23 protein-coding genes are annotated in these 24,766 nt (G+C 59.8%); 6 read left to right on the forward strand and 17 right to left on the reverse strand.

The features are described 5' to 3' along the window. Positions 1-43: 43 nt before the first annotated feature. The 16 genes from tsaB to sppA form a co-directional block, all read right to left on the reverse strand. Complete coding sequence (gene tsaB, locus JZX88_RS02580) at positions 44-712, reverse strand: tRNA (adenosine(37)-N6)-threonylcarbamoyltransferase complex dimerization subunit type 1 TsaB (RefSeq protein ID WP_206912437.1); 669 nt, start codon at positions 710-712, stop codon at positions 44-46. A gap of 21 nt (positions 713-733) precedes the next feature. After that, positions 734-1,297 carry a NifU family protein gene (locus JZX88_RS02585; RefSeq protein ID WP_003503755.1) on the reverse strand — a complete coding sequence of 188 codons (564 nt, stop codon included), beginning with the start codon at positions 1,295-1,297 and terminating at the stop codon, positions 734-736. Positions 1,298-1,534: 237 nt separating this feature from the next. Then, positions 1,535-2,026 carry a universal stress protein gene (locus JZX88_RS02590; protein WP_065114716.1) on the reverse strand — a complete coding sequence of 164 codons (492 nt, stop codon included), beginning with the start codon at positions 2,024-2,026 and terminating at the stop codon, positions 1,535-1,537. Between the two features lie 114 nt (positions 2,027-2,140). Next, positions 2,141-3,205, reverse strand: coding sequence for a tryptophan--tRNA ligase (trpS, locus tag JZX88_RS02595; RefSeq protein WP_110755646.1), 1,065 nt, complete (start codon positions 3,203-3,205; stop codon positions 2,141-2,143). Positions 3,206-3,308: 103 nt separating this feature from the next. Then, positions 3,309-3,713, reverse strand: a complete 405-nt coding sequence (locus JZX88_RS02600; protein WP_206912439.1) for a VOC family protein — start codon at positions 3,711-3,713, stop codon at positions 3,309-3,311. Beyond that, positions 3,713-5,302 carry a murein biosynthesis integral membrane protein MurJ gene (gene murJ, locus JZX88_RS02605; RefSeq protein WP_206912440.1) on the reverse strand — a complete coding sequence of 530 codons (1,590 nt, stop codon included), beginning with the start codon at positions 5,300-5,302 and terminating at the stop codon, positions 3,713-3,715. The genes JZX88_RS02600 and murJ overlap by 1 nt, the downstream gene beginning before the upstream one ends. A gap of 7 nt (positions 5,303-5,309) precedes the next feature. Further along, positions 5,310-8,138 (reverse strand): [protein-PII] uridylyltransferase, encoded by a 2,829-nt coding sequence (locus tag JZX88_RS02610; protein WP_174028784.1) that lies wholly within the window; start codon positions 8,136-8,138, stop codon positions 5,310-5,312. Between the two features lie 96 nt (positions 8,139-8,234). Beyond that, on the reverse strand, positions 8,235-10,949 hold the full coding sequence (gene mutS, locus JZX88_RS02615; RefSeq protein ID WP_174030419.1) for a DNA mismatch repair protein MutS: 2,715 nt from the start codon (positions 10,947-10,949) through the stop codon (positions 8,235-8,237). A 128-nt stretch (positions 10,950-11,077) separates the two neighbouring features. Further along, on the reverse strand, positions 11,078-11,959 hold the full coding sequence (locus tag JZX88_RS02620) for a GNAT family N-acetyltransferase (RefSeq protein WP_206912613.1): 882 nt from the start codon (positions 11,957-11,959) through the stop codon (positions 11,078-11,080). Positions 11,960-12,056: 97 nt separating this feature from the next. After that, positions 12,057-14,303, reverse strand: coding sequence for a PAS domain-containing hybrid sensor histidine kinase/response regulator (locus JZX88_RS02625; RefSeq protein WP_206912442.1), 2,247 nt, complete (start codon positions 14,301-14,303; stop codon positions 12,057-12,059). Between the two features lie 55 nt (positions 14,304-14,358). Continuing rightward, positions 14,359-14,847, reverse strand: coding sequence for a signal peptidase II (gene lspA, locus JZX88_RS02630; RefSeq protein WP_065114708.1), 489 nt, complete (start codon positions 14,845-14,847; stop codon positions 14,359-14,361). Continuing rightward, positions 14,847-15,707: an RNA methyltransferase gene (locus JZX88_RS02635; RefSeq protein WP_065114707.1), complete on the reverse strand. Its 861-nt coding sequence runs from the start codon at positions 15,705-15,707 to the stop codon at positions 14,847-14,849. The genes lspA and JZX88_RS02635 overlap by 1 nt, the downstream gene beginning before the upstream one ends. Further along, positions 15,704-16,837: a class I SAM-dependent methyltransferase gene (locus tag JZX88_RS02640; protein WP_142855237.1), complete on the reverse strand. Its 1,134-nt coding sequence runs from the start codon at positions 16,835-16,837 to the stop codon at positions 15,704-15,706. The genes JZX88_RS02635 and JZX88_RS02640 overlap by 4 nt, the downstream gene beginning before the upstream one ends. 92 nt (positions 16,838-16,929) lie before the next feature. Then, positions 16,930-17,268 (reverse strand): LapA family protein, encoded by a 339-nt coding sequence (locus JZX88_RS02645; RefSeq protein WP_065114705.1) that lies wholly within the window; start codon positions 17,266-17,268, stop codon positions 16,930-16,932. Positions 17,269-17,334: 66 nt separating this feature from the next. Next, the gene (locus JZX88_RS02650; protein WP_262517148.1) at positions 17,335-17,661 is read right to left on the reverse strand and encodes an integration host factor subunit beta; all 327 of its coding nucleotides are present in this window, start codon (positions 17,659-17,661) and stop codon (positions 17,335-17,337) included. A 2-nt stretch (positions 17,662-17,663) separates the two neighbouring features. Continuing rightward, positions 17,664-18,617: a signal peptide peptidase SppA gene (gene sppA, locus JZX88_RS02655; RefSeq protein WP_142855235.1), complete on the reverse strand. Its 954-nt coding sequence runs from the start codon at positions 18,615-18,617 to the stop codon at positions 17,664-17,666. A gap of 247 nt (positions 18,618-18,864) precedes the next feature. Here sppA and lptC point away from each other — a divergent pair, with 247 nt between their 5' ends. From lptC to ptsN, 6 genes are all read left to right on the forward strand, one after another. Then, entirely contained in the window at positions 18,865-19,530 is a 666-nt protein-coding gene (gene lptC, locus JZX88_RS02660) for an LPS export ABC transporter periplasmic protein LptC (RefSeq protein ID WP_065114703.1), read from the forward strand. Positions 19,531-19,543: 13 nt separating this feature from the next. Beyond that, positions 19,544-20,107 carry an LptA/OstA family protein gene (locus tag JZX88_RS02665; RefSeq protein ID WP_065114702.1) on the forward strand — a complete coding sequence of 188 codons (564 nt, stop codon included), beginning with the start codon at positions 19,544-19,546 and terminating at the stop codon, positions 20,105-20,107. Positions 20,108-20,116: 9 nt separating this feature from the next. Then, entirely contained in the window at positions 20,117-20,926 is an 810-nt protein-coding gene (gene lptB, locus JZX88_RS02670) for an LPS export ABC transporter ATP-binding protein (RefSeq protein WP_065114701.1), read from the forward strand. 153 nt (positions 20,927-21,079) lie between these two features. Continuing rightward, complete coding sequence (gene rpoN, locus JZX88_RS02675; protein ID WP_065114700.1) at positions 21,080-22,630, forward strand: RNA polymerase factor sigma-54; 1,551 nt, start codon at positions 21,080-21,082, stop codon at positions 22,628-22,630. A 235-nt stretch (positions 22,631-22,865) separates the two neighbouring features. Continuing rightward, entirely contained in the window at positions 22,866-23,444 is a 579-nt protein-coding gene (hpf, locus tag JZX88_RS02680) for a ribosome hibernation-promoting factor, HPF/YfiA family (RefSeq protein WP_065114699.1), read from the forward strand. A gap of 83 nt (positions 23,445-23,527) precedes the next feature. Further along, positions 23,528-23,989 carry a PTS IIA-like nitrogen regulatory protein PtsN gene (ptsN, locus tag JZX88_RS02685; protein ID WP_003503792.1) on the forward strand — a complete coding sequence of 154 codons (462 nt, stop codon included), beginning with the start codon at positions 23,528-23,530 and terminating at the stop codon, positions 23,987-23,989. An 82-nt stretch (positions 23,990-24,071) separates the two neighbouring features. On the opposite strand, the gene grpE is transcribed toward ptsN, so the two are convergent. Next, positions 24,072-24,707 (reverse strand): nucleotide exchange factor GrpE, encoded by a 636-nt coding sequence (gene grpE / locus JZX88_RS02690; RefSeq protein WP_065114698.1) that lies wholly within the window; start codon positions 24,705-24,707, stop codon positions 24,072-24,074. Between the last annotated feature and the right edge of the window lie 59 nt (positions 24,708-24,766).

A 24,766-nucleotide genomic window follows, 5' to 3' on the forward strand; every position in this document is an offset into this window, starting at 1 on the left:
CGGGCATCACAGGAATCATTCGCACGTCTTGACGAATGCCCTATCAGGCAACGCCCTGACGTGCCAGCGCAAAACCGGTCTGCGGCCGGGCGTCAGGCCCGCGCAGATAAAGCGGTGCGGGTTTCGGCTGGCCCGCCGGCTTGAGCGCTCCGGCACGGGCGACGCAGGCGATCGGGAAATGGTCCGGCCCGGAACCTGTTTCCTCTCCTGCAAACAGGGGCGCGGCCGAGCCGATTACGGCACCATCGAAACCGGAAAGAGCCGCTCTGGCATCGTCGAGAGACAACAGCACTGCCTCACGAAGCGGCGACCCATCCGCCGCAAATGTCTGGAGATAGGCTTCACCACGTTTGGCATCCAGCCCGGCGGCCACAGGCCGGCCGGGATTTGCAAGCAGATGATGATGAGCGAGCGTTTCAAGCGTGGTGACGCCCACGGCCTCGACGCCAAGCGACAGCGCAAAGCCCCGCGCGGCGGCAACCCCGACGCGGATGCCGGTAAAGGACCCCGGGCCGATTGTCACGGCGATACGCTCCACCTTCTGAAGTGGAAGCTGTGCCTGTTGCAACGCGCCATCGATCACAGCCATCAGCCTTTCGGCATGGCCCTTTCCGATCGTTTCGCACACTTCGCCGAGCACCCTGTCGGAGGCGCTGTCATATACGCAGGCGGAACAATCCACACCTGACGTGTCGAGTGCGAGAACAATCATGTCGGGACCTGGCTTACGATGTCATACCGCTTCGACTTCGCGCACTTCCGGCACGAAATGGCGAAGCAGATTCTGAACGCCGTGCTTCAGCGTGGCGGTGGAGGACGGGCAACCCGAGCAGGCGCCCTTCATGTTCAGAAACACGGTGCCATCGCGGAAACCGCGGAAGGTGATGTCGCCGCCATCCTGCGCCACGGCGGGGCGGACGCGGGTATCCAGCAGTTCCTTGATGGTGGCGACGATGGTTTCGTCACCCTCTTCGAAGAACTCGCCTTCCTCATCCGATACTTCGGCGGCAATAGCCGTGCCCATGATCGGGCGGCCGGACATGAAATGTTCCATGATCGCGCCCAGAATGGCGGGCTTCAGGTGCTGCCACTCCGCACCGTCCTTGGTGACGGTGATGAAATCGAAACCGAAATAAACGCCGGTAACGCCCGGAATCGTAAAGAGGCGTTCCGCCAGCGGTGAGGCCTGCGCCTGCGACGGGTTGAGAAACTCCACTGTCCCGCTTTCCAGCACCACCTTGCCGGGCAGGAACTTCAGCGTCGTCGGGTTCGGCGTGGCTTCCGTCTGAATGAACATCGTCTGTCTCCTTCGAGGTCGCCATTCACGCCCCGTAATTCAAAGCGCGCCGCCTTCACGACCACGCGCTTTAAATTTTTTGCTACGCATGTCTTTATCCCAAAACCGGTTCCCGCTTTTGGGAGACATGTTTTAGAATTCTTCCAAAAAATACGCCCGGCGAAGCTTCACTTCAAGCCCTGACATGATAATTACATTCAAGAAATCGTCAGCCCCTAAATCTTGTCCGGGGCCGGATCAGCAGAGCGCGTCGATTTCCTCGTCCGACAACGTATCCGGCAACACGGTGACGGGAATGGGGAATGCAGCGCCGCGTCCGGCGATGGAGGATACAAGCGGTCCCGGTCCTTCCTTCGTCGAGCCTGCCGCCAGAACGAGGATCGCGATATCCCGGTCTTCCTCGATCAGCCCGTGTATCTGCTCGGTGGCGCTGCCTTCGCGGATCACCGCTTCCGGCTCGATGCCGATGGTCTCACGAACCTTCTGGGCGATCTTGGCAAGCGTGGCCTCCGCCTCCTCGCGCGCTTCCGCCCGCATGATCTGCTCGACACCCAGCCATTGCTGGAAATCGCCTTCGGGGATCACGTAAAGCAGCACCAGCCCGCCATTGGAGTTCTTGGCGCGACGACCGGCATAGTGCACGGCCCTTTCGCATTCCGGTGTGTCATCGATAACAGCGAGAAACTTGCGGCGATGCCCTTCCAGACGCGACAGCCGTTTTGAAACCATTCCGCACTCCCTAAGTCCGCCGTGATCCGCAAAACCGCCCGACGGTTCGGGCGGAGATTATATCAAATCACGGCAGGCGCAAACCGCCCGCCGCATCCGCGCGGCAGCGACCTGTCAGCGCAGGAAGCCGATGATATCGCGCACCTCGTTCATCGTCTTTTCGGCGATGGTGCGTGCCCGCTCTCCGCCCTGTTTGAGGATGGCGTCGATGTGGGTCGGATCATCGAGAAGACGGCGCATCTCGTTGTTGACCGGAGCCAGCACATCAACGGCAAGCTCGACCAGGGCCGGCTTGAAGGCCGAGAACTGCTGCCCGCCGAATTCGGCAAGAACATCCGCCTTGGTCCTGTCGGAAAGGGCGGCATAAATGCCCACGAGGTTTTCGGCCTCGGGACGGCCCTTCAGGCCTTCGACTTCGCTCGGCAATGCGTCCGGATCGGTCTTAGCCTTCTTGATCTTCTTCGAGATCGCGTCGACATCGTCCATGAGGTTGATGCGCGACAGATCGGAAGGATCGGACTTCGACATCTTCTTGGTACCGTCCTTCAAGGACATCACGCGCGGTGCCGGACCGCCGATCAGCGGCTCCACCATAGGGAAATAGGCATGCACCGGCTCATCGCCCACGGTGATATCGATGCCAAGGTCCGCCTTGCGGATATGATCGCCGAAATCGATGTTGAATTTCTGGGCGATATCGCGGGCGAGTTCCAGATGCTGTTTCTGGTCGTCTCCAACGGGCACGTGGGTGGCGCGATAGACGAGAATGTCAGCGGCCATCAGGCTCGGATAGGCAAGCAGGCCGAGCGAGACCTGCTCGGCATTCTTGCCGGACTTGTCCTTGAACTGCGTCATGCGCTCCATCCAGCCGATGCGCGCCACGCAGTTGAACACCCATGCCAGTTCCGCATGCTGCGGCACGGCCGACTGGTTGAAGACGATATGCTTCACGGGATCGATGCCCGAAGCGATGAAGGCAGCCGCGATGGAGCGGGTCTGCGCCTTCAGGTCGGAGTGAACGAGCTGGGCGGTGATGGCATGCATGTCGACGACGCAATAGATGCAGTCGTTATCTTCCTGCAATGCCACGAACTTGCGGATCGCACCGAGATAATTGCCGAGATGCAGATTGCCGGTCGGCTGGACGCCCGAGAAAACCAGCGGCTTGAATGCGTTCATTGTCGTCCTCGAAAAGGCTTGTGGAGGGCCCCGCCCCATGATTGGAATTGCACGCGCGCTTATGCACCCGCAGCCCCCCGCAATCAAGCGGTTTCAGGGCATCTCAGCCGCGCGGCTGAAGAAGATCCCAACGATTTCCATAAGGATCGGTAAAGACCGCAACGGAGCCGTAAACCTCGTGGCGCGGTTCTTCCAGAAAGCGCACACCGCGGGCGAGCATGGTCTCATAATCGCGCTGGAAATTATCGGTATGCAGGAAAAACCCGACACGGCCGCCCGTCTGATTACCGATGGCAAGCCTCTGCTGTTCACCGTCCGCCTCGGCAAGCAGCAGGCCGCCGCCCTCGGTGCCTTGCGGCTTCACCACCAGCCATCTTTTGCCGTCGCCAAGCGGCTGATCGGAAAGGCAGTCGAACCCGAGAACGTCGCAATAAAATGCCTTCGCCCGGTCGTAATCATCCACCACGAGGGTGACGAGCGCTATGCGGCGGTTCCCGGCAAAGGACATCAGCCCGCCTCCGTTTCGATGTTCTTCTTGCCGCGCTTACGGATGGCTCGTTTGACCATGCCGATATCGGCACCGCCGGAAACGAAAGCGAGCACGAAATAGACCAGCATGGCCGCAAAGACGAGAGCCATGATGGTGCCGGCCCGCACGAAAATCGACGAGGCGGAAGACAGTTCGAAGCTCAGCCAGGTCAGCGCATAATGTATGAAACCGGCCATCAAGGCTGCGGCCAGCAGCAAACGCGGAATGCGGGTGAGCAGCGGAATATCCACATGCCAGTGACCGCGCCACAACAGCATGCCGAACAGCAAGGCGGCATTGACCCAGCCGGCGGTGATCTCGGCAATGGCAATGCCCGGGCCTCCGAGGCGCGGGAAGAGCGTCAGCGCCATGGAGACGTTCACCACCACGGAAATCGCCGCGAAGATCATTGGCGTGCGGGTATCCTCCCGGGCGAAGAAGCCCGGAATAAAGGCCTTGATCAGCACGAAAGCCGGTAAGCCAAGGCCATAGATGCCGAGAATTTGCGCGACGGTGACGGTGGCCGAAGGCGAAAAGTTGCCGCGTTCATAAAGAAAACGAACGATGGGCTCCGCCATGACGAGAAGCGCGGCAGCGGCAGGTAATGTCAGGAACAGCACGAATTCCACCGAGCGGTTCTGCAGGCTTCCCGCCTCGACCATCTGCCCGCCGCGCAACGCCCGCGCCAGTTCCGGCAAAAGCACGGTGGCCACCGCAATGCCGACGACGCCGAGCGGGAGTTGATAAATCCGGTCCGCATAGGCAAGCGAGGAGATCACGCCTTCACCAGCCGATGCGATGTTGGTGTTGATCAGCAGATTGATCTGGGTGATACCGCCTGTTATTGCCGCCGGCAGGGCAAGCACCAGAAGGCGCTGCACATTCTTCGTCAGCCGCGGCCTGCGGAAACCGATGCGCATGCCGGCATTGCGCACGGCAATCCAGACGATGGCAAGCTGCACCAGACCCGCCGCCATCACCCCCCAGGAGAGCGCGTAGCCCACCTGCAACGGATCGTAATTCTTCCACCACGCCAGGGCGAGCACACCAATAAGGATGATGTTGAGGAAAACCGGCGCGATCGCCGCCGCAAAATAGCGGTGCAGCGAGTTCAGCATGCCGCCCATCATCGCCGCCAGCGACATGCAGGCGAGATAAGGGAACATGATGGTGGCGAGATGGATGGTGTTTTCGAACTTCACGGGATCATCGACGAAGCCCGGCGCGATGATCGTGCGCACGATGAACGGCATCGACAGTTCCATCAGGATCGTCAGCGCCAGCAACACGGTGAACAGGACACCGAAGACCTCTTCGGAAAAGCGCCTTGCGCCTTCCATGCCATTCGCCTCGATTTCCTTGGCAAAAAGCGGCACGAAGGCGGAGTTGAAAGCGCCTTCGGCAAAAAGCCGCCGGAAGGTGTTTGGAAAACGGAAAGCGGCGTTAAAGGCATCGGCCACCGGACCCGTGCCGACGGCGGCGGCCATCAGGGTTTCACGGAGGAAGCCGAAGATGCGGCTGCCGAGCGTGGCGGTGCCGACAGTGGCGAACTTGCCGATCAGACTCATGGGCGCTTCAAGCCTTTGCCGTGCGCGCGGCCGGCAGCGCCGCCACGTCTGGGTGGGCGATGATGCCGTTCGGCATGCGGTCGCGCAATTCGTCTTCCTGCTCGCTCATCACCGCTTTCAGGCGCGTGGCGATGCTGGCCTGCCGGTTGTCGTTCGTCACCTTCTGCCCGAAGAGATCGGTGACATAAAAGGTGTCGATGACTTTTTCACCGAAGGTGGTGATGCGGGCGGAATGGATGTCCAGCGACAGATCGGCGATGACAGCCGTCATATCCGCCAGCAGGCCCGGCCGGTCGAGGCACTCGACCTCGATGACGGTGAACTTGTTCGACAGCCCGTTGGAAATGATGACCGAGGGCGGAATGGTGAAGGCGCTTTTCTTCTTGCGGCTCTTGGTCCGGGTGGCGATCATTTCCGGCAGGCGTTGACGGCCCGACAGAACCTCCTCGATCAGCTTGCCGACATTATTGCCGCGCCGCATCTCATCCTCGTCGATCGGGAATTCCCGGTTGATGAGGATCGTATCCAGTGCCCGCCCGTCGGAGGTGGTGAAGATCTGCGCGTCGGCGATGTTTGCGCCGGCGGCGGCGCAGGCGCCGGTGATGATCGACAAAAGGCGCGGATGGTCGGGCGCCAGTACGGTGATTTCGGTGATGGCGTGGAAAGAATGGGTGCGCACCATGGTCGACAGCGCCTTTTCCTGCTTGTCGGCCTCACGGATGAAGCGGGTGTGGCGCACCTGGTCTTCCAGCGCCACCGTCAGCAGATAGGGCTCGTAGTGCAACTTGGTATATTTGCGCCGCGCCTTCTGGCCCCAGTCATCAAGAGCGTCGTAGAGCGCCTGCCGGGCGATCTGCGCCCGCTCCTTGCGGGAGACCTCCGAGAAGCCGCCTGACAGCAGCAGTTCAGTCTCGTAATAAAGCGAGCGCAGCAGCTGCCCCTTCCAACCGTTCCAGACGCCCGGACCAACGGCGCGGATATCGCAGACCGTCAGGATCAGCAGCATCTTCAGCCGCTCCATGGATTGCACCTTGTCGGCGAAATCGGTGATGGTCTTGCGGTCGTGCAGGTCGCGCGTCTGGGCGACCATGGACATCAGAAGATGCTGCTCGATCAGCCAGACGACCGTTTCGGTCTGCTTGCCGGTGAGGCGGAAACGCTGGCAGAGCTTGCGGGCCACACGGGCGCCGGCAATCGAATGGTCTTCCTGCCGGCCCTTGGCGACATCGTGCAGCAACACGGCGACATAAAGCGCCTCGCGCTCTTCAACGCCGGGCATCAGCTGGTTGGCGAGCGGATGGGCATCAATAGCCGTACCCTTGTCCACTTCCGACAGCACGCCGACGGAGCGGATCAGATGCTCATCCACCGTATAGTGATGATACATGTTGAACTGCATCATCGCGACGATCTTGCCGAATTCGGGAATGAACTTGCCCAATACCCCCGCCTCGTTCATGCGGCGCAAAGTCAGCGCCGGATCACGCCGCGAGGTGAGGATCGACAGGAACAGCCGGTTCGCTTCCTCGTTTTCGCGAAGCTCGTCATTGATGAGCGACAGCGAGCGGGTGACGACACGCAGAGCATCCGGATGCAGTTCAAGATTGTTGATATCGGCGATGTGGAAGAGACGGATCAGATTGACCGGGTCGTTCTTGAAGACGTCAGGCTTGGCCAGCGCGATCCGTCCCCGGTCCTCAACGAACTCCACTGAACCCGCAATCTTGCGGACGCGGCGGGCGAAACGGCTGAGAACGCCGGAGAGGCCCGGTACATCCTTCGCCTGCCGGTCTTCCAGCGCGGCGCAGACGATGCGGGTCAGGTCACCCACATCCTTGGCCACGAGGAAATAGTGCTTCATGAAACGTTCGACGGCGGAAAGGCCGGGGCGCGGCTGATAATTCAGCGCATCGGCGATCTCACGCTGAATATCGAAAGAAAGACGCTCTTCCGCCTTGCCGGTGATGAAATGCATCTGGCAGCGGACGGCCCAGAGAAAATCGTCGGCCTTTTCGAACAGCTTCAGTTCGGATCTGGACAGAACTCCGAGTTTGACCAGATCAGCCGTATCGCGAACGTGGTAATAATATTTGGCGATCCAGAACAGCGTGTGCAGGTCGCGCAACCCGCCCTTGCCTTCCTTGACATTCGGCTCCACCAGATAGCGCGTATCGCCGGCCTTGCGGTGGCGCTGGTCGCGCTCGGCAAGCTTTGCGGCGATGAATTCCGGACCAGTGCCGGTGACGACTTCCGACTCGAAGCGTTTTTCGAGATCGTCGGTCAGGGACTTCCTGCCACAGATCGCCCGAACTTCCAGAATGGCGGTGCGGATCGTCATATCGGATTTTGACAGGCGGATGCACTCATCCACCGTGCGCGTGGCATGGCCCACCTTGAAACCGAGATCCCAGAGGAGATAGAGCACGAATTCCACGGCCTTGTGCATGTCAGGCGTATTCTTGGCCGGCAGCAGGAACAGGAGGTCGATATCCGATCCCGGCGCCAGCGTACCGCGGCCGTAACCGCCGACCGCCGCGACCGCGATCTGGGGTGCGTCCTTCGGATAGACATACTGGCAGGCGAGATCATAAAGCATCTCGATCAGCCGGTCCTGAAGCCAGGAAATGCGGCGGGCGCAATCAATGCCGCTGCCATCGGCTTTCAGCAATTCGCGGATATTCTCCCGGCCTTCCGTGCTGGCCTTGCGAAAGAGCGGCAGCAGGTCGGACCTGATATCGGCAATGCGCTTGCCGTCTTCCCTAAAGATGATGTCACATTCGCGCTTCAGCGCCGAAACATCGAGAATGTCGGAAAAATCCAGGTCCTTGATGGCCATCTATGCCGGTATCCATGTCCTGTGGGAAATCCCACCACTTGCGATGGGAGTGTCCTATAGCGAGTTTTAAAGGCGATGGACAGGCACTGTATCCCTTCAAGCCTTGCCAAGTTCTTTCTTCAACGCATAGAGCGCGTCCAATGCCTCACGCGGCGTCATTTCGTCGGGATTGAAGCCTTTCAGAGCCTCCTCCACCTTCGATGGGCCGGCTTTGCGGGTTTCCTCGCGGCGGACGGCAATCTGGAACAGCGGCAGATCGTCGATCAGCTGGCTCGCCGGGTTCTTGCGGTCGGCATCTTCGAGCTTCGTCAGAACCTCGCGGGCGCGCTCCACAACCGATGCCGGAAGGCCAGCGAGACGCGCCACCTGAATACCGTAGGAACGATCCGCGGCACCCGGTCCAACTTCATGCAGGAAGATGACGTCGCCTTCCCACTCCTTCACCCGCATCGTGGCATTGGAAAGGCGGCCGAGTTTTTCCGACAACACGGTCAGCTCATGGAAATGGGTGGCGAAGAGCCCGCGGCAACGATTGACCTCGTGCAGATGCTCCACCGCCGCCCAGGCGATTGAAAGCCCGTCAAAGGTTGCGGTACCTCGGCCGATCTCGTCCAGAATGACCAGCGAGCGATCCGTCGCCTGATTGAGAATGGCGGCGGTTTCCACCATTTCCACCATGAAGGTCGAGCGGCCGCGCGCCAGATCGTCCGATGCGCCGACACGGGAAAACAGCCGGTCGACAGTGCCTATATGGGCGGCTTCCGCCGGCACGAAGGAGCCGATCTGCGCAAGGATGGCGATCAGCGCATTCTGGCGCAGGAAGGTCGATTTACCGCCCATGTTCGGGCCGGTCAGCAGCCAGATCGCACCGTTCTTGCCGCCGTCGACAGCCGATAGGTCGCAATTATTGGCGATGAAGGGTCCGGCCGATTGCCGCCGCAGCGCCTGCTCCACCACCGGATGACGTCCGCCTTTGATCGCGAAAGTCATGGAGGCATCGACGATCGGGCGGCAATAGGCCTGCTCGGTCGCGAGATAGGCAAGGCTTGAGGCGACGTCGATCACCGCAAGCGCCAGCGCGCCGGCCTTGATCGCCTCCGCCTGCTGCACCACGGCCTTGACCATACGCTCGAAGGCTTCCAGTTCCATGGTCAAAGCCTGCGCAGCAGCATTGGCGATGCGGCTTTCGAGATCGGCAAGCTCGGTGGTGGTGAAGCGCATGGCGCCCGCCATGGTCTGGCGGTGGATAAAGCGCGCCTTGGCCTCGTCCGTCGATGTCATCACATCGGCATTGCCCGCCGTGACCTCGATGAAATAACCCAGCACATTGTTGTGCTTGATCTTCAGAGACTTGATGCCGGTCTCGTCGGCATATTTCAGTTGCAGCCCGGCAATCACCCGACGCGACTGGTCGCGCAGCGCCCGCACCTCATCGAGTTCGGGATTGGCGCCTTCACGCAGGAAACCGCCGTCACGCTTCAGAAGCGGCAGATCGTCGGCCAGCATCGAGCCGAGCATGGCTTCCAGCCCACCGGGCAGGGCTTTCAAATCCGACAGCGCCGCCGCCAGCTCGTCCGGCAACAATCCCTGATCGAGAATGGCGGCAATCTTTTCGGCCGAAGCCAGCCCCTGCCTGATGGCACCGAGATCGCGCGGGCCGCCGCGCTCCAGCGCAAGGCGCGAAAGCGCACGCGGCATATCCGCAACCTGCTTCAGCGCATCGCGCAGGCCGTCGCACAGCGAAACGTCATCGATGAGATAGGCGACCGCATCGAGGCGCGCATTGATCTTTTCGGGATCGGTCAAGGGCGACATCAGCCGCTCCGCCAGAAGCCGCGCGCCGCCGCCGGTTACCGTGCGGTTCAAGGCATGCAGCAGCGATCCGTCCCTTTCGCCTGACAGCGTCTTCACCAGCTCCAGATTGGCGCGGGTGGCGGGATCGATGAAAAGCGTGGAGGCGGCACTCTCGCGCTCCGGCGCACCGAGCGGCGGACGCTCGGCGATCTGGGTCTTTTCGACATAGGCCACGGCGGCAGCGGCCGCCGCCAGTTCCACCCGCGAAAACGTGCCGAAACCATCGAGTGTCGAAACGTTGAAGTAACGGGCAATGCGCCCCTCCGCCGTGGCGCTGTCGAAAAGAATAGCCGGCTGCGGCACCGCCACACGGCCAAGCACATCGAATACCGGGCGCAATTCCTCGTCATGGAACAGGCTGTCGGCGACGATCAGCTCACGCGGATCAATGCGCCAGATATCGGCGAGAAGTCGCGTCAGCGTGGTTTCCGCCAGGCGGAAGACGCCGGTGGAGATATCGATCCAGGCGAGCGCGAACTGCGCCTCGGCACTGCCGCGAATGCGGGCAAGCGCCATCAGATAGTTGGATTCGGTTGGCGACAGCAGTTTCTCTTCTGTCAACGTGCCGGGCGTGACGAGCCGCACCACATCACGCTTGACCACGGATTTCGATCCGCGCTTCTTGGCTTCCGCAGGGTCTTCAACCTGTTCGCAGACGGCGACGCGATAGCCACGCAGGATGAGCTTCTGGAGATAGTCGTCCGCCGCATGGACGGGAACGCCGCACATGGGAATATCGAACCCCATATGCTGGCCGCGTTTGGTCAGCGTGATGCCGAGAGCACGGGAGGCCTCGACCGCATCGTCGAAGAACAATTCGTAAAAATCGCCCATGCGGTAAAAGAGCAGCGAACCGGGATTGTTCGCCTTGATCTCGATATATTGCTCCATCATCGGAGTGGCCGAAGCGCGGCTCTCCTCCGTGATCAGGGAAGCGGTTGTCAGAACGTCCGTCAATGGCCTGCCGATGTCATATCGTGTTGCGGAAAACGAGCGCCGACACTAACGGCAATGCCCTCCCCAAGACAACACGCACGTCACGGCTGCCCACAGGAACATCCCGCAAGGTCAGGCATCAAAACCGATCAGCCGTTGATGCGCTCGGCCTCGCCGCCGTAGTAGCTGATATAGCGGCCGGCAATGGAAGAGACCGGCAGGACCACGAGAACATCCGTCGTGTTGAAAGCATGATCCACCACGGCGCCGGAGCCGAACATGGCGCCAAGGCGCATATAGCCCTTGATGAGCGGCGGCATGGCGTTCAACGCCTTGCGGGTATTCAGCGCCTCCGCCGGCATCAGGTCCATCTCGTGGTAAAGCTCGGGAAGCGCGGAGGCCTCCCACTCACCCTTTGCAACGCAATTATGATGCAGGAAGGAAAGCGCCAGCGCATGGGTTTCCGGCTGCACGCCGGGAAAGGAGGCGCAACCGATCATGGCGTCCATGCGGTGCTTGACGGCATAGGCCCAGTTGCCCTGCCACAGAAGCTCGACTGTGCGCTTGGTGCGATATTCCGGCAATACGCAGGAACGGCCAAGCTCCATGAAACGCTTGCCCGGATGGCGCGCGACGAGCCCGGCAATGTCGAATTCGCTGGCGGAATAAAAACCATTATTGGCGAGCGCCGTTTCCTGCCGCAACAGACGGTAGGTGCCGACGATCTGGTCCTCGCTGTCACCTTCGATCGCCTTGTCGAGTACGAGCAGATGGTCGCAGACACTGTCCCACGCGTCGATGTCGCGCTTGCGGCGCATCGCTTCAGCGGGAAGGCGCGCGTTCATCTCCTCAACGAAGACCCGGTAACGCACGGATTGCGCGGCATCGATCTCGCGGTCATTTCGCGCGAGCCGTGTTTCCAGTGTACCGATACGACCGAAAAGACCCTCATTGTCCTGAACTGCCTCAGGGCGCGGGCTAATGACAACATTGTTTTCACAAATGTCGTGATTGAAGATTTCGGCAACCATGGGGAATCGCTCCGCCACCAAAGAATTTTCCTGTCATAAATCACTAATTGACGACAGAATAGTGACAAAATGCCGACAGTGCCAGTCTGTCAAGCTATTATGAGGAAAGGCGTTTCGCCGTCAGCAGGCGGCGGATTTCCTCCACCAGTCGTCTGGGGTCGGCGGGCTTGGCCAAAACCGCGCCTGCACCGGCCTTCAGGAGCATTTCGGCCGTCTGCGCACCGGCATCCCCGCTGAGGACTATGACGGGAATATTTCTGTCACCCTCCAGCGTGCCGAGAAGCTCCGGCAGCACCTCCAGCCCCTCACCGCCTGGCATATTGAGGTCCGAGATGACAAGGTGCGGCAGGTGAGACACATCCGATGCCATCGACTGCCGCAGGGATTGAAAATTATCGACCGTACGGACGGTATAGCCGCTCTTTTCCAGAACGGCGCGAATGATGCGGGCATTAACGGCATCATCCTCGGCCACGAGAATGTCGATACCGCTTGCCCCTTCCTTCAGCCGCGACGAAAAACCCACATCCGGGTGGTTGTCGTTGAGGGCGTCGCGGCGCTCTATGCCACGCAGGCGGCCGCAAAGGACATCGATCAGCGATTTTTCGCGCAGCGGCCGGATCAGCCAGGCGTCAAAAGACACATGCATGGTCGAAGGCCGTTCTTCCGGGCTGACCAGCAGCGTACGGCGAACATTCTGCTGCGGCCAATCCTTCAGGGCGTCCCTGAACAGGGGTGAAACGCGACGGTCGACGATGATGTCGGTGAGATCGGCGTTCTGGTGAGACGCCTCGCTCTTTAGCTTCTGCAAATCTTCCGGCTGATGGATGAGAACACATTTGCCGCCAAAGGCCTCGATAGCCTCCATCGTCACCGCCGCAGCCACACCCTTTGGCGCGATGAGCAGGACGTTCGTGTGCTGCAGGCAATGGCGACGACCCGGATCCGGCATTGCGGCAGGCGCGCCACCCGGGCGGAACGACAGCGTGAAGATGCTGCCCCTGCCCCTGCGGCTCGAAACCGTGAGGCTGCCGCCGAATTCCCGCACGATACGGGCGGAAATCGCAAGCCCGAGGCCTGTGCCGGCGCTTCGCTGCGACATCGGGCCTGCCTGCTCGAATTCGCCGAAGATACGCGCCTGTTCCGCCTCGTTCATGCCCGGACCGGTATCTTCGACGGTGATCTGCAATTGACCGTTGGCCATGCGCGCACGGATGACGACCCCGCCTTCCCGCGTGAACTTGACGGCATTTCCGAGGAGATTGAACAGGACCTGACGCAGTCTTGCCGGATCGAAATCGAGATAATCGGGCACATCCGGGGTTACGAAAGAGGTGATTTCTATGCCTTTTTCATGGGCGCGATGCGCCAGCATCTCGACAATGCTCTCGATCAGCCGGCGCAGGTTCTCTGCACGCGGATTGAGCTTGAAGCGGCCCGCTTCCATGGTCGAATAATCCAGCAGATCCTCGACCAGCTGCACCAGGGACTGGCCGGACTGCTTCATACCGTCGAGATAGTTGCGCTGCTCGTCGTTGAGCCGCGTTTGCGACAGAAGATGGTTCATGCCCAGCATGCCGGAAAGCGGCAGGCGGATTTCATGGCTTACCGTGGCAAGCAGCCGCGCCTTTTCAGCATCGGCCTTTTCGGCGCGCAGCCGGGCGTCTTCCCTTTCGGCAAGCGCAAGCCGCTCCTCGGTCACATCCCTGGCAATGCTGCTGATAAGAAGACGGCTGCTTGTCAGATCGCGGGTCACGACATCGTGCCAGGAAAATATCCGCTGGCCGAAAGGGGTGGCGATTTCCACGTCATAGGCATGGACCTTGTCGCCCGGACGGAAGGCGATGCCGATTTCCTCGCAGCTCAATCCCTCCGGCACCGAGCATCCCGTCATTTCACAAAAGACGCGGTTCGCCTCGACGATGCGCCGATCCATATTTCGGATCACGACGATGTCGCCCATGGACTCCTGCATCTCGGCGATCAGCGAACGGTTTTGCGTCCGCCGCAGCCGAACCTCCGAATAGTCCGCGGACAGCGCGCCTCGATGCCAGCCAGTTTTCCCGAACAGCGCATAAAGAAGAACACCGACGAGCACGGCGCCAAAGAAGGAGGCCAGTGCGACCGTGACCGCGTAGGGCACGGCAAGCGCGATCAGCGCGGCGGAAAACGCACCCACCGACAATGAAACCGCGACATACAGGGCAATCGGCCCCGAAGCGATTTCGGGTTCGGAGGCGGCATGATGCCTTGCTGCATCGGCGCGGTCTCCCGGCTGCACCGCCACAGACGCCAGCCCAAGACCCTCTGAAACTCTTTCCCGAAGTTTTGCCAGTTCGCTCATATCCAACCGCTACCATGACAGCGGTTTTGATATGTTTGGCCCAAACCCTAAAATTTTACTTTTTGGCCGCCCGGGCGTGCAGAAACTCGTCAAGAATGACGCAAGCCGCACCGATGGTTATGAAACTGTCGGCGAGATTGAAGACCGCGAAGGACCATGTCGGCGTGTGAAACAGGATGTAGTCGATGACATGTCCGTAGAAAAACCGGTCGAGAAGATTGCCGGCCGCACCCGCAATGATGAAGGCAAAGCCGAGATGGGCGAAGGTACGGTCCGCCGCCGTCTTGCGCCACAGCCACAGAACGAAGACCACGATGACGAGCCGCATGCTGACGATGAACCAGCCCTGCATGTCCGACAGCATCGAAAATGCGACGCCGAGATTATAGGTCCGGTAAAGCGCCAGAAACGGCACGACTGGCACCATCTCCTGCAGTGGCAGATAGGCTTCCACCAGTTGCTTGACGATCTGGTCCAGCACCAGTGCGGCGACGATCAGTGCAAGAGCCGGGCCGAATTTCGAAAACAGTGCCGCTTTGGCCATTACTTCACCGGAGCAAGTTCGAGGAGATGTCGCCGCGCTTCGAACAACATGACGGCGGTTGCGATGGCGAGATTGAGGCTGTCGGCGCGGCCCTGCTGGGGGATGCGCGCCAGCTGATCGGCCTTGCCGGCCAGTTCCGGCGGCAGGCCGGATTGCTCGTTACCCATCAAAAGCACGACCGGCTTGCCGGCATAATCGATTTTTCGATAATCCACCGAACCGGCAAGATGGGTGGCGACGACACTGACCTGTGCCGATTTTTTCCAGGACAGGAATTCCTCAACCGAGGCGCGGGCCACGGGCATGGCGAAGACCGAACCCATGGTGGCACGAACGGTTTCCAGCGAGAAGGGATCGGTACAGTCGCCGACCAGAATGACGCCCGAGGCGCCAGCCGCATCGGCAGTGCGGATGATTGTGCCGAGATTACCGGGATCGCGCACCCGGTCGAGCGCGATATAGGTCTCGCCCTTTTCCGGACGGATATCCTTCAGCGGCTTCCATTTCTGTTCGAAAATGCCGACGACCATCTGCGGATTGTCGCGGCGGGTGATCGAGGCAATGACCTTTTCGCTGACTTCGAGCACCAGGCCACCTGACGCGACTGTCTTCACCGCCGCCTGCTCCACCAGCGGCTTGCCCTTGGCGGCCTTGGCATAAACCAGCGTCTTGATGGTCCAGCCGAGTTCGAGCGCATCGATGACCAGCTTCAGGCCTTCCGCCATGAAGGTGCCGGTCTCTTCCCTGCCCTTTTTCTGGCTGAGCGCCTTGATGTCCTTGATGATGGGATTGGCGAGGCTGGTCACTTCCTTGACCTGGCCAACCCGGCGCGTCGTGTTTTCGCGCATATCCTTCGTCATTTCGGCTCCCAACGGCTGAACAGCGAGGTGGAAAGCACCCGGCCGGGCGTCTTGCCGTCAAGCCCGGCCTCGCGAATGACCAATTCGCCGGATGCGACAACACCACCGGCGCCGCGCATGGTCTCGCGCATCAGCTCATGCATCGAATAGAAGCTGGCCCTGATGGAATAGGCGGTCAGCACCAGACCTAGCGCCCTGGGCGACAGGATTTCCCGGCAGATATCCAGCATCAGCGGCAGGTGGTCGAACAATTGCCAGACTTCACCATGGGTGCCGCGGCCGAATTTCGGCGGGTCGGTGAGGATGATATCGTAGCTGTTGCCGCGGCGTTCCTCACGCTGGATGAATTTCATCGCGTCTTCGCAGATCCAGCGGATCGGTGCCTGTTCGAGCCCGGCGAGCGCCTGATTTTCCTTCGCCCAGCCGATCGCCTTCTTGGAGGCGTCGACATGGGTGACTTCAGCGCCGGCCGCCGCCGCGACCAGCGAGGCGACCCCGGTATAACCGAAGAGATTCAGCACCTTCAGCGGCCGGTCAGCCGTCTCGATGGCATGTTTCAGCCATTCCCAATGCACGATCTGTTCCGGGAAGACGCCGACATGCCGGAAAGCCGTGAAGCGGCCCAGAAATTCGACGCCGAGCAGAGACAGGGGCCAGGTCTCACCCAGCGCCGCCTTGGGAAAACGCCAGCGGCCCATGCCGTCCTCATCCGTGTCGCCGGTAAAGACAGCGTCGGCATTCTGCCACACGCGATCGGGAACCGAAGGTTTCCACAGCGCTTGCGCCTCGGGACGGACGACGCGGTAGTCGCCGTATTGTTCGAGCTTCAGACCATTCCCGCTGTCGATCAGGTGAAAATCGCCCGCGCCGCTCGATTCCAGAATGACCGGAACCTGTTCTGCGGGCAGTTCGCCTGTGCGCTCCTTGAGGGGCCGCACGGGCACCTGCTCAACCGCAGGCGCTACGCTGACCCTTTCTTTAGGCGAAGGCTTCGGCACGCTGCGCACGGCATCCGGCTCGCGCTTTTTCGGCGCTGAATCCGGTCGGCGTGCCGGCTTTGCGGCATGAACCTGTTTTTTCTCGCTCCCGGCACGCGCACGATTGCCCGGCCGGCTGTCTTTTTTCTTCAATGGAAATCTTTCCGCTTCTGCCCGCGTCTTATGGCGCAGCAAATAGCATTCCATGCGTCGCTCGCCTAGAGCCGGAACGAATGTCCGCTACATCACTTTGCCGGGAGCTGTCCCGCATGCGGAAGCTGCGCGGTTGCCGCCGCCTTCTGGCGGTTCGCCTCATCATGCCAGCGGACGGCCTCTTTCGCTTCGATACGGGCGCGCTTGCGATGTTTGCCCTGCGCAAACCATGTGGCCGCAGATCCCAGCAGCACGCCAAAAATCACCGCCAGAAACAGGAAGACGAAAAACGGCGCGGTGAAGGACAAAACGCTGTCCTCCCGGAAGGGATTGAGCGCAAGCGTCACCGCCTGGCGGTTGGCCACGCACAGGATGATGAGGATTATCGCCAGCGGAAGCAGGATGATGAGGTTGATGATTTTTTTCGACATCCGACAATACTCCATCGCTGCGGGTGTTCCGCCGGCCCCGTTTCAGCGGCCAAGCGTCAAGAACGATCAATCGTCCTCTTCGTCACCCATACCGGGGTTCAGGCGCTCACGCAGTTCCTTGCCCGTCTTGAAGAAAGGCACCCATTTTTCCTCGACGAAAACCGACTCGCCCGTACGCGGGTTCCGCCCGGATCGGGACGGACGGTTTTTCACCGAAAATGCGCCGAAGCCACGAAGCTCGACGCGGTTTCCTGCCGCCAGGGCATCGGTGATTTCATCCAGCACCGCATTGACGATGTTTTCCACGTCACGGTGATAAAGGTGCGGGTTACGCGCAGCAACAATCTGCACCAGTTCAGACTTGATCACGGTTGCCCCCTGAAAGGATTGGATTTTTAACGCGGCTCAACCTGCCAAACGGAAACAAGACCGTCAAGAAACAACTTGTCCGCACCGAGCTGGCCAGGTCCCGCAAAGGGAATTAAATCGTCATATCCCAGAAACTTCGCTATTTGCGCAACACTGAAAAGCGAAAAAGGCGAACGGGACGACGGCGCACGCCATTCGACGATCGGCAAATCCTTGGCGACACCGCGTGTTTCGAAATAACCGCGAATTTCCTTTTCACCGCCCAGCGTATCGACCAGCCTGTTGGCAAGAGCCTGTCGGCCGGTGAAAATCGATCCGTCCGCCAGCTTCAGCACATCCTCGCGCGGCAGCTTGCGGCGATCGGCCACAAGGTCAACGAACCAGCCGTAGCTGTCCATCACCATGGCGCGGATCATCGTCTTTGCTTCTTCCGGCGCCTCATGGAACGGCGAGGGCTCGGCCTTCAGGGGTGAAGACTTGATTTCCTGCAGCGAGACGCCGAGCTTGTCCATCAGCTGGCCAAGCTGGGGATATTGAAAGATCACGCCGATCGAGCCGGTGATCGAGGTTTCGCCGGCAACAATGACATCGCCGGCCGATGCGATCATATAGCCGGCGGACGCGGCCAACGTGCGGACATCGGAGACAACGGGCTTCTTTTCGGCCACGCCGCGAAGGGCCTTGAATATGCGCTCTCCGCCATAGGTGGTGCCGCCGGGCGAGGAAATCGACACGATCAACCCTTTGACATTGTCGCTCCTGGCGATCTTGTCGAGCCGTTCCAGAAGTTCGGTATTGTCCTGGATCAGACCGGAAATCTCGACACGGGCAATGTGGGGTCTGGCGCTTTGCTGCGGCCTGTCCCACAAAAACCGGTAGAGGCCGAAGGCGCCGGCGACGAGCAGGAAAACAGCGGCAATCCGCCAGAAAGTCAGCTTGCGGCGCAATCGCCTGCGATCCGCTATCGCCATATTATCCATTGAAAACCTCTGCCATCCGGCCTTATGACACCACCCTGCCTCACGGCCATATGGTTCTTCTAGCGCGAAGCCGCAAGGAAACAATAAGGAAACCAGAATTACGATAAAATTCGCATTTCCCTTGCACCTTTCCAGACAAAAACCATATTGGCAGGACAAAGCACTCGTGCCAAACACATTACGATAAACATACAAGCTTCAATTGCGCGCCAGAATGGCGCCCAGGAAGTTTTCCGGACCCACTCTTATGCTTGAAAGACTCCGCGAACCCGCGCCAGCATTTTCGCTGCCCCATGACCAGAACGGCGCCTACGAGCGCGCGCTCAGGCATTCCGCGCGCGTGAAGCGGCTGAAAATCATCCTGCCGCTTGGCGCGGCGGTCATTTCGCTCGCCTTCATCGCCGTTTCGGTTATCCGAACCTGGGCGCCCGACGAGGTTTCGCTGGAAAGCGCGAGGATCGAAGACGGCAAGATCGTGATGGAAAAACCCGCCGTCGCGGGCCGCAACGAGAAGGGGATCGATTACTCCATGAACGCCGACCGTGCGTTGCAGGATATCGCCAACCCCAACCTCATGACGCTTGAGAAGGTTCTGGCCGCCGTTCCGGTCAATGACAGTGTCGCGCAGGTGATCGCCAAGGAAGGCATTTTCGACCGCGCCACCAATACGCTGAAGATGACGGCCCCTTTTGACATCAATCTCAGCAATGGCATACAAGCGAAGTTCCAGTCCGCAGACGTCGATCTCAAGGCCGGAAAAATGAGCAGCAAGGAGCCCGTTTCGATCAAAACAAACGACGGCTCGATTGTTGCGCAATCGATTGATATCGCCGATAATGGCAAGACGATTACATTTTCGGGGCAGGTACGGGCACGTATCGCTGCATCCAATATCAAAAATGAAGGCAAGTGAGAGCCCGGTCCAGATGATGCAAATTTCCCGTCCCGTTTCCCTTGGCAGATCCGCAGGCTTCGCAGCCGCAAGTCTTTTTCTTTCGTGTCTTGCAACCGTGGCTTTCGCGCAGAACACCACGAGCAACATGCAGGGCGTCAAGCTCTCCGGTGACCAGCCGATCGCGATTGAAAGCGACCAGCTCGAAATCCGTGATCAGGAGCGCAAGGCCTATTTCACCGGCAATGTGAAGGTCGTGCAGGGCACAACCACGCTTCAAGCCGGCAAGATGACGGTCAACTACAAGGGCGAGGGTTCTTCGCTCACCAGCGGCGACGCCAATATCGAAAAGATATTCGTCGACAATAATGTCTATCTGACCTCCGAGACCCAGAAGGCCACCGCCGATCACGGCGAATTCGACATGGCGGCGCAGACCTTCATTCTGACGGGCAAGCAGGTCGTCCTGTCCGAGGGCACGAATGTCTTCACTGGCTGCAAGCTGACCGTTCTGATGAATACGGGACAGGCCAAGCTCGAAAGCTGTGGCGGCCCTGTCCGGATCATGCTCGATCCGAAATCGCAGAAAAAACAGTAGTCTTTTCTCGTGAAGATACCCTCGATCTCAAAAATTCTTGGCGGCGGGCGTGATCCTTCCGCGGAAGCTGCCTCACCGGCCGACAAGGCCCGTTATGAAGGCACGCTGATCGCGCATGGCCTGACGAAGACCTATAACACCCGCCGGGTGGTCAATGGCGTGTCGCTGGTCGTGCGCCGCGGAGAGGCGGTGGGGCTGCTCGGTCCGAACGGTGCGGGCAAGACCACCTGTTTTTACATGATCACCGGTCTCGTACCTGTCGATAGCGGCAAGATCGCCATCAACGGCAACGACGTCACCACCATGCCTATGTACAGGCGTGCGCGTCTCGGCGTCGGTTATCTGCCGCAGGAAGCCTCGATCTTCCGGGGGCTGACGGTTGAGGAGAATATCCGCGCCGTACTGGAGGTCCATGAGCCCGACAGCACCAAGCGCAGTCGCAAGCTCGATGAGCTTCTGGAAGAGTTCCACATTGCCCAGCTGCGCAAGTCCCCGGCAGTCGCACTGTCGGGCGGTGAGCGGCGGCGCCTGGAAATCGCACGTGCGCTGGCGACTGATCCGACCTTCATGCTGCTCGATGAGCCTTTTGCCGGTGTCGACCCGATTTCCGTCAGCGACATCCAGAATCTCGTCCGGCACCTGACTGCGCGCGGGATCGGCGTTCTCATTACCGACCACAATGTCCGCGAAACGCTCGGCCTCATCGACCGCGCCTACATCATCCACGCCGGCGAGGTTCTGACCCACGGCCGCGCGGACGATATCGTCAACAATCCGGATGTACGCCGCCTCTATCTCGGCAATAATTTCAGCCTTTAAGACACCGGGCGCGAAAGATTCTTCATCGCGCCCCGTGCTGACGCTTGACCAAACAAGATAAAAAAGCAATTTTTGGGCCAAGTTTCTTTGCCTTCTCAAAATTTATGAAAACTGTGGCAATGGAGAAGCTTTAAAGGGAGTTTCGCGTCCGCCATGGCGTTATCTGCCAGCCTTTTGCTGCGTCAAAACCAGTCTCTCGTGATGACACCGCAACTGATGCAGTCCATCCAGCTGCTTCAGATGACGCATTTCGAGCTGACGCAGTTCATTGCGCAGGAGGTGGAACGCAATCCGCTGCTTGAAATTGCGGCAAACGACAGCGATTTGGGCGCAGACAGCCCGGCGGATGCAGAGAATTTTGGCGACACCGACGGCGAAGGGCCGGACAGGGCCGCCGCAGTGACGGCCGACAGCGACGACTGGTACGGCGATCGGGCCGCAAATCTTGGAGAGCAGCTCGATACCAGCTTCGAAAATGTTTTTCCTGATGATGCCGAGCCGAGAAAGGCCGATGCCCCCGAACTGGCAAGCCAGTGGAAATCCATGCCCGGACAGGAGTCCGGTGAAAGCTATGATCTCGATGATTTCGTCGCCGCAAAACAGAGCCTTGGCGACCATCTCAATCAGCAATTGCCACTGGCCATTTCGTCCGCCGAAGACAGAATGATCGCCGATGCGCTGATCGGCCAACTTGATGAGACCGGCTATATCGCGGCAGATGCCGTCGATGATGTCGCCGAACGGCTGGGGGCTGCGCCATCCACGGTAGAGCAGGTTCTGAAGACACTTCAGGGGTTTGATCCCCCCGGCGTGTTCTCCCGCTCGCTGAGCGAATGTCTGGCAATCCAGCTCGCCCAGAAGGACCGGCTCGACCCTGCCATGCGGGCTTTTATCGACAATCTGGAGCTTCTGGCGAAACGGGATTTCGCTGCCCTGAAAAAACTCTGCGGCGTCGATGAGGAGGACCTTCTCGACATGCTGGCGGAAATCCGCACGCTCAACCCACGTCCCGGCGCAGGTTACGATTCGGCGGTTTCAGAGACGATTGTCCCTGACATCATCGTGCGCCCCTCCTCCGCCGGCGGCTGGCTGGTGGAAATCAATCCCGAGACCCTGCCGCGTGTGCTCATCAACCAGAGCTATTTCGCCGAAGTATCGAAACACAAGGCCCGTGCCGGAGAGGATCAGGATTTCCTTGCCGAGTGCATGCAGACAGCCCACTGGCTGACCCGCAGCCTCGACCAGCGGGCCCGGACGATCATGAAGGTGGCGACCGAAATCGTACGCCAGCAGGATGCCTTCCTCGTCCATGGTGTCGACCACCTGCGCCCGCTGAACCTCAAGACGGTGGCAGAGGCCATCAAGATGCACGAATCCACCGTCAGCCGGGTAACGTCGAAGAAATACATGCTGACGCCGCGCGGGCTGTTCGAGCTTAAATATTTCTTCAGTGTCTCCATCAGCGCCGTCGAAGGCGGCGACAGCCATTCGGCCGAAGCGGTGCGTCACCGCATCAAGGCGATGATTGCGCAGGAATCGGCTGACGCCGTGCTTTCCGATGACGATATCGTCGACAATCTGAAGAAAAGCGGCGTTGATCTCGCCCGCCGCACCGTCGCAAAATATCGTGAGGCGATGAACATCCCCTCTTCCGTGCAGAGGCGCCGGGAAAAGAAAGCGCTCGCCAAGCTGTCAGCCTTCTGAAGCGGCAGGCTCGATCACGTTTGGGGCGCTTTTTTGCCGCACCATTGACTCTTATCACGTCAGGGGCTAGAAGCCCGCCGCACACGTAAGCAAGGTCATTTGTAACGGATTCATCTCCACCGTCCATGGGCGTAAAATTCGAATGAAGGCTTTTTAAGGTCTTCGAAACGCTTGGATGCGCGCGCGGCTTGACGTAAGCTGGTACTCGCAAATCACTACAAAAAGGAAAATTTCCATGAGTGTGCGTGTATCTGGTAAACATATGGAGATCGGTGAATCTTTCCGTCAGCGGATTGAGGACAATATAGGTCTGGCGGTTACCAAATACTTCGATGGGGGGTATTCAGGCCAAGTGACCGTGGAGAAGTCCGGATCGCGTTTTGCCGCCGATTGCAAGCTGCATCTCGATACGGGCGTTGTATTGCATGCGGCGGGTCAGGCAAATGATCCGCAGGCAAGCTTCGATGCCGCCGCAGAGCGGATCGAGAAGCGTCTGCGTCGCTACAAGCGCAAGCTGAAGGACCACCACAATGGTTCTGCCGCGAACGGCGCGCTGACTGAAATTGCCTATACGGTGATGGATGCCATTCCCGATGAGGACCACGAGGTCCCTGAAGATTACGCACCCACCATCGTGGCGGAGAGTTCGAAACAGATCAAGACAATGTCCGTCGCCAGCGCCGTGATGGCGCTCGACATGACGGACGAACCGGTTCTGCTCTTCCGCAGCCCCGGCAAGGAATATCTCAACATCGTCTACCGACGTCATGACGGCAATATTGGCTGGATCGACGCGGAAACGATCAAGAGCTGAACAGTCTGACAAGACGTGGGAGGCGGAGCGCAACAGGCGCATCTGCCTCCTGCATCGTCTCGATGGCATGAAGGAAAAAGAGAATGGCGTTGGCAGATTTGCTGCAACAAGATGCGATTATTCCCGCCCTCAAGGTGAATTCCAAAAAGCAATTGCTTCAGGAGCTGGCCGCAAAGGCAGCCAGAATTACCGGAGTCTCGGAACGGGAAGTTTTCGACGTCATCCTCCAGCGTGAAAAGCTCGGCTCCACCGGCGTGGGCCACGGCATCGCCATTCCCCATGGCAAGCTCAACAGCATTCACCAGATCACTGGTGTTTTCGCACGCCTTGAAACGCCAGTCGATTTCGAAGCGCTGGACGATCAGCCCGTCGATCTGGTTTTCCTGCTGCTTGCGCCCGAAGGCGCTGGCGCGGATCACCTGAAGGCGCTGTCCAGAATTGCGCGCGCCCTGCGCGACCCGGAACTGGTGGCCAAGCTGCGCGCCACCGATTCCGATACGGCAATCTATGCCTTCCTCAACCAGGAACAGGCGACTGCTGCCTGATCAGGCACGCCCTGTCCCAGGTTTCATGACAATAAAAAACGCGCCACAAGGGCGCGTTTTTTATTATGCAGACAGGAATGCCTCAGGCATCCTTTTCATTGAGCGACGCCGTGCCGGGTTCGGCCGATGCGGCGGCTTCCGCCTTTGGACCACCCTTGGCGACGCCAACCATGGCGGGGCGCAGGACCCGGTCGCCGATGGTGAAACCAGCCTGGATAACCTGCAGCACCGTATTGTTCGGAACCGCCGTGTTGGGGATTTCAAACATGGCCTGATGGAAATTCGGATCGAACTTCTGGCCTTCGGCATCGATCTTCTTGACGCCGTGGCGTTCCAGCGTCGACAGCATCGAACGCTCGGTCATCTCCACGCCTTCGATCAGGCCATTGAGACCGGCTTCGCCATTGGTCTTGAGCTCATCGGGAATGGCCTCGAGCGCACGGCGAAGATTGTCGGAAACAGCAAGCATATCCCGCGCAAAACCGGCCAGCGAATAGGCCTTGGCGTCCTTGACGTCACGCTCGGTGCGGCGGCGAAGATTATCCATTTCGGCGGCAAGGCGCAGGAACTTGTCACGCAGATCGGCATTTTCGGCCTTGAGCAGTTCCACCGGATCGGGTTCGGCAGCATCAGTCGGCTCTTCCCCGGCGATCGCGGGTTCGACAAGCTCTTCGGCGACGTCCGCGTCAGGTCCGGGCTTTTTTGTATCGTCGGTCATGACGTTCTCCAGATTTGAATGTTGTAGGTTGCGCCCGATATCGAGCTTTGACGGGCAAA

This window comes from Agrobacterium sp. OT33 (assembly GCF_017313365.1).
GTDB classification, from domain to species: Bacteria; Pseudomonadota; Alphaproteobacteria; order Rhizobiales; family Rhizobiaceae; genus Agrobacterium; species Agrobacterium rhizogenes_A.

Excerpts from the sequence above, each read along its gene's own strand:
- tsaB (WP_206912437.1), bottom strand. The coding sequence starts at position 712 with ATGATTGTTCTCGCACTCGACACGTCAGGTGTGGATTGTTCCGCCTGC.
- JZX88_RS02585 (WP_003503755.1), bottom strand. The coding sequence starts at position 1,297 with ATGTTCATTCAGACGGAAGCCACGCCGAACCCGACGACGCTGAAGTTC.
- JZX88_RS02590 (WP_065114716.1), bottom strand. The coding sequence starts at position 2,026 with ATGGTTTCAAAACGGCTGTCGCGTCTGGAAGGGCATCGCCGCAAGTTT.
- trpS (WP_110755646.1), bottom strand. The coding sequence starts at position 3,205 with ATGAACGCATTCAAGCCGCTGGTTTTCTCGGGCGTCCAGCCGACCGGC.
- JZX88_RS02600 (WP_206912439.1), bottom strand. The coding sequence starts at position 3,713 with ATGTCCTTTGCCGGGAACCGCCGCATAGCGCTCGTCACCCTCGTGGTG.
- murJ (WP_206912440.1), bottom strand. The coding sequence starts at position 5,302 with ATGAGTCTGATCGGCAAGTTCGCCACTGTCGGCACCGCCACGCTCGGC.
- JZX88_RS02610 (WP_174028784.1), bottom strand. The coding sequence starts at position 8,138 with ATGGCCATCAAGGACCTGGATTTTTCCGACATTCTCGATGTTTCGGCG.
- JZX88_RS02620 (WP_206912613.1), bottom strand. The coding sequence starts at position 11,959 with ATGGTTGCCGAAATCTTCAATCACGACATTTGTGAAAACAATGTTGTC.
- JZX88_RS02625 (WP_206912442.1), bottom strand. The coding sequence starts at position 14,303 with ATGAGCGAACTGGCAAAACTTCGGGAAAGAGTTTCAGAGGGTCTTGGG.
- lspA (WP_065114708.1), bottom strand. The coding sequence starts at position 14,847 with ATGGCCAAAGCGGCACTGTTTTCGAAATTCGGCCCGGCTCTTGCACTG.
- JZX88_RS02635 (WP_065114707.1), bottom strand. The coding sequence starts at position 15,707 with ATGACGAAGGATATGCGCGAAAACACGACGCGCCGGGTTGGCCAGGTC.
- JZX88_RS02645 (WP_065114705.1), bottom strand. The coding sequence starts at position 17,268 with ATGTCGAAAAAAATCATCAACCTCATCATCCTGCTTCCGCTGGCGATA.
- sppA (WP_142855235.1), bottom strand. The coding sequence starts at position 18,617 with ATGGATAATATGGCGATAGCGGATCGCAGGCGATTGCGCCGCAAGCTG.
- lptC (WP_065114703.1), top strand. The coding sequence starts at position 18,865 with ATGCTTGAAAGACTCCGCGAACCCGCGCCAGCATTTTCGCTGCCCCAT.
- JZX88_RS02665 (WP_065114702.1), top strand. The coding sequence starts at position 19,544 with ATGATGCAAATTTCCCGTCCCGTTTCCCTTGGCAGATCCGCAGGCTTC.
- rpoN (WP_065114700.1), top strand. The coding sequence starts at position 21,080 with ATGGCGTTATCTGCCAGCCTTTTGCTGCGTCAAAACCAGTCTCTCGTG.
- hpf (WP_065114699.1), top strand. The coding sequence starts at position 22,866 with ATGAGTGTGCGTGTATCTGGTAAACATATGGAGATCGGTGAATCTTTC.
- ptsN (WP_003503792.1), top strand. The coding sequence starts at position 23,528 with ATGGCGTTGGCAGATTTGCTGCAACAAGATGCGATTATTCCCGCCCTC.
- grpE (WP_065114698.1), bottom strand. The coding sequence starts at position 24,707 with ATGACCGACGATACAAAAAAGCCCGGACCTGACGCGGACGTCGCCGAA.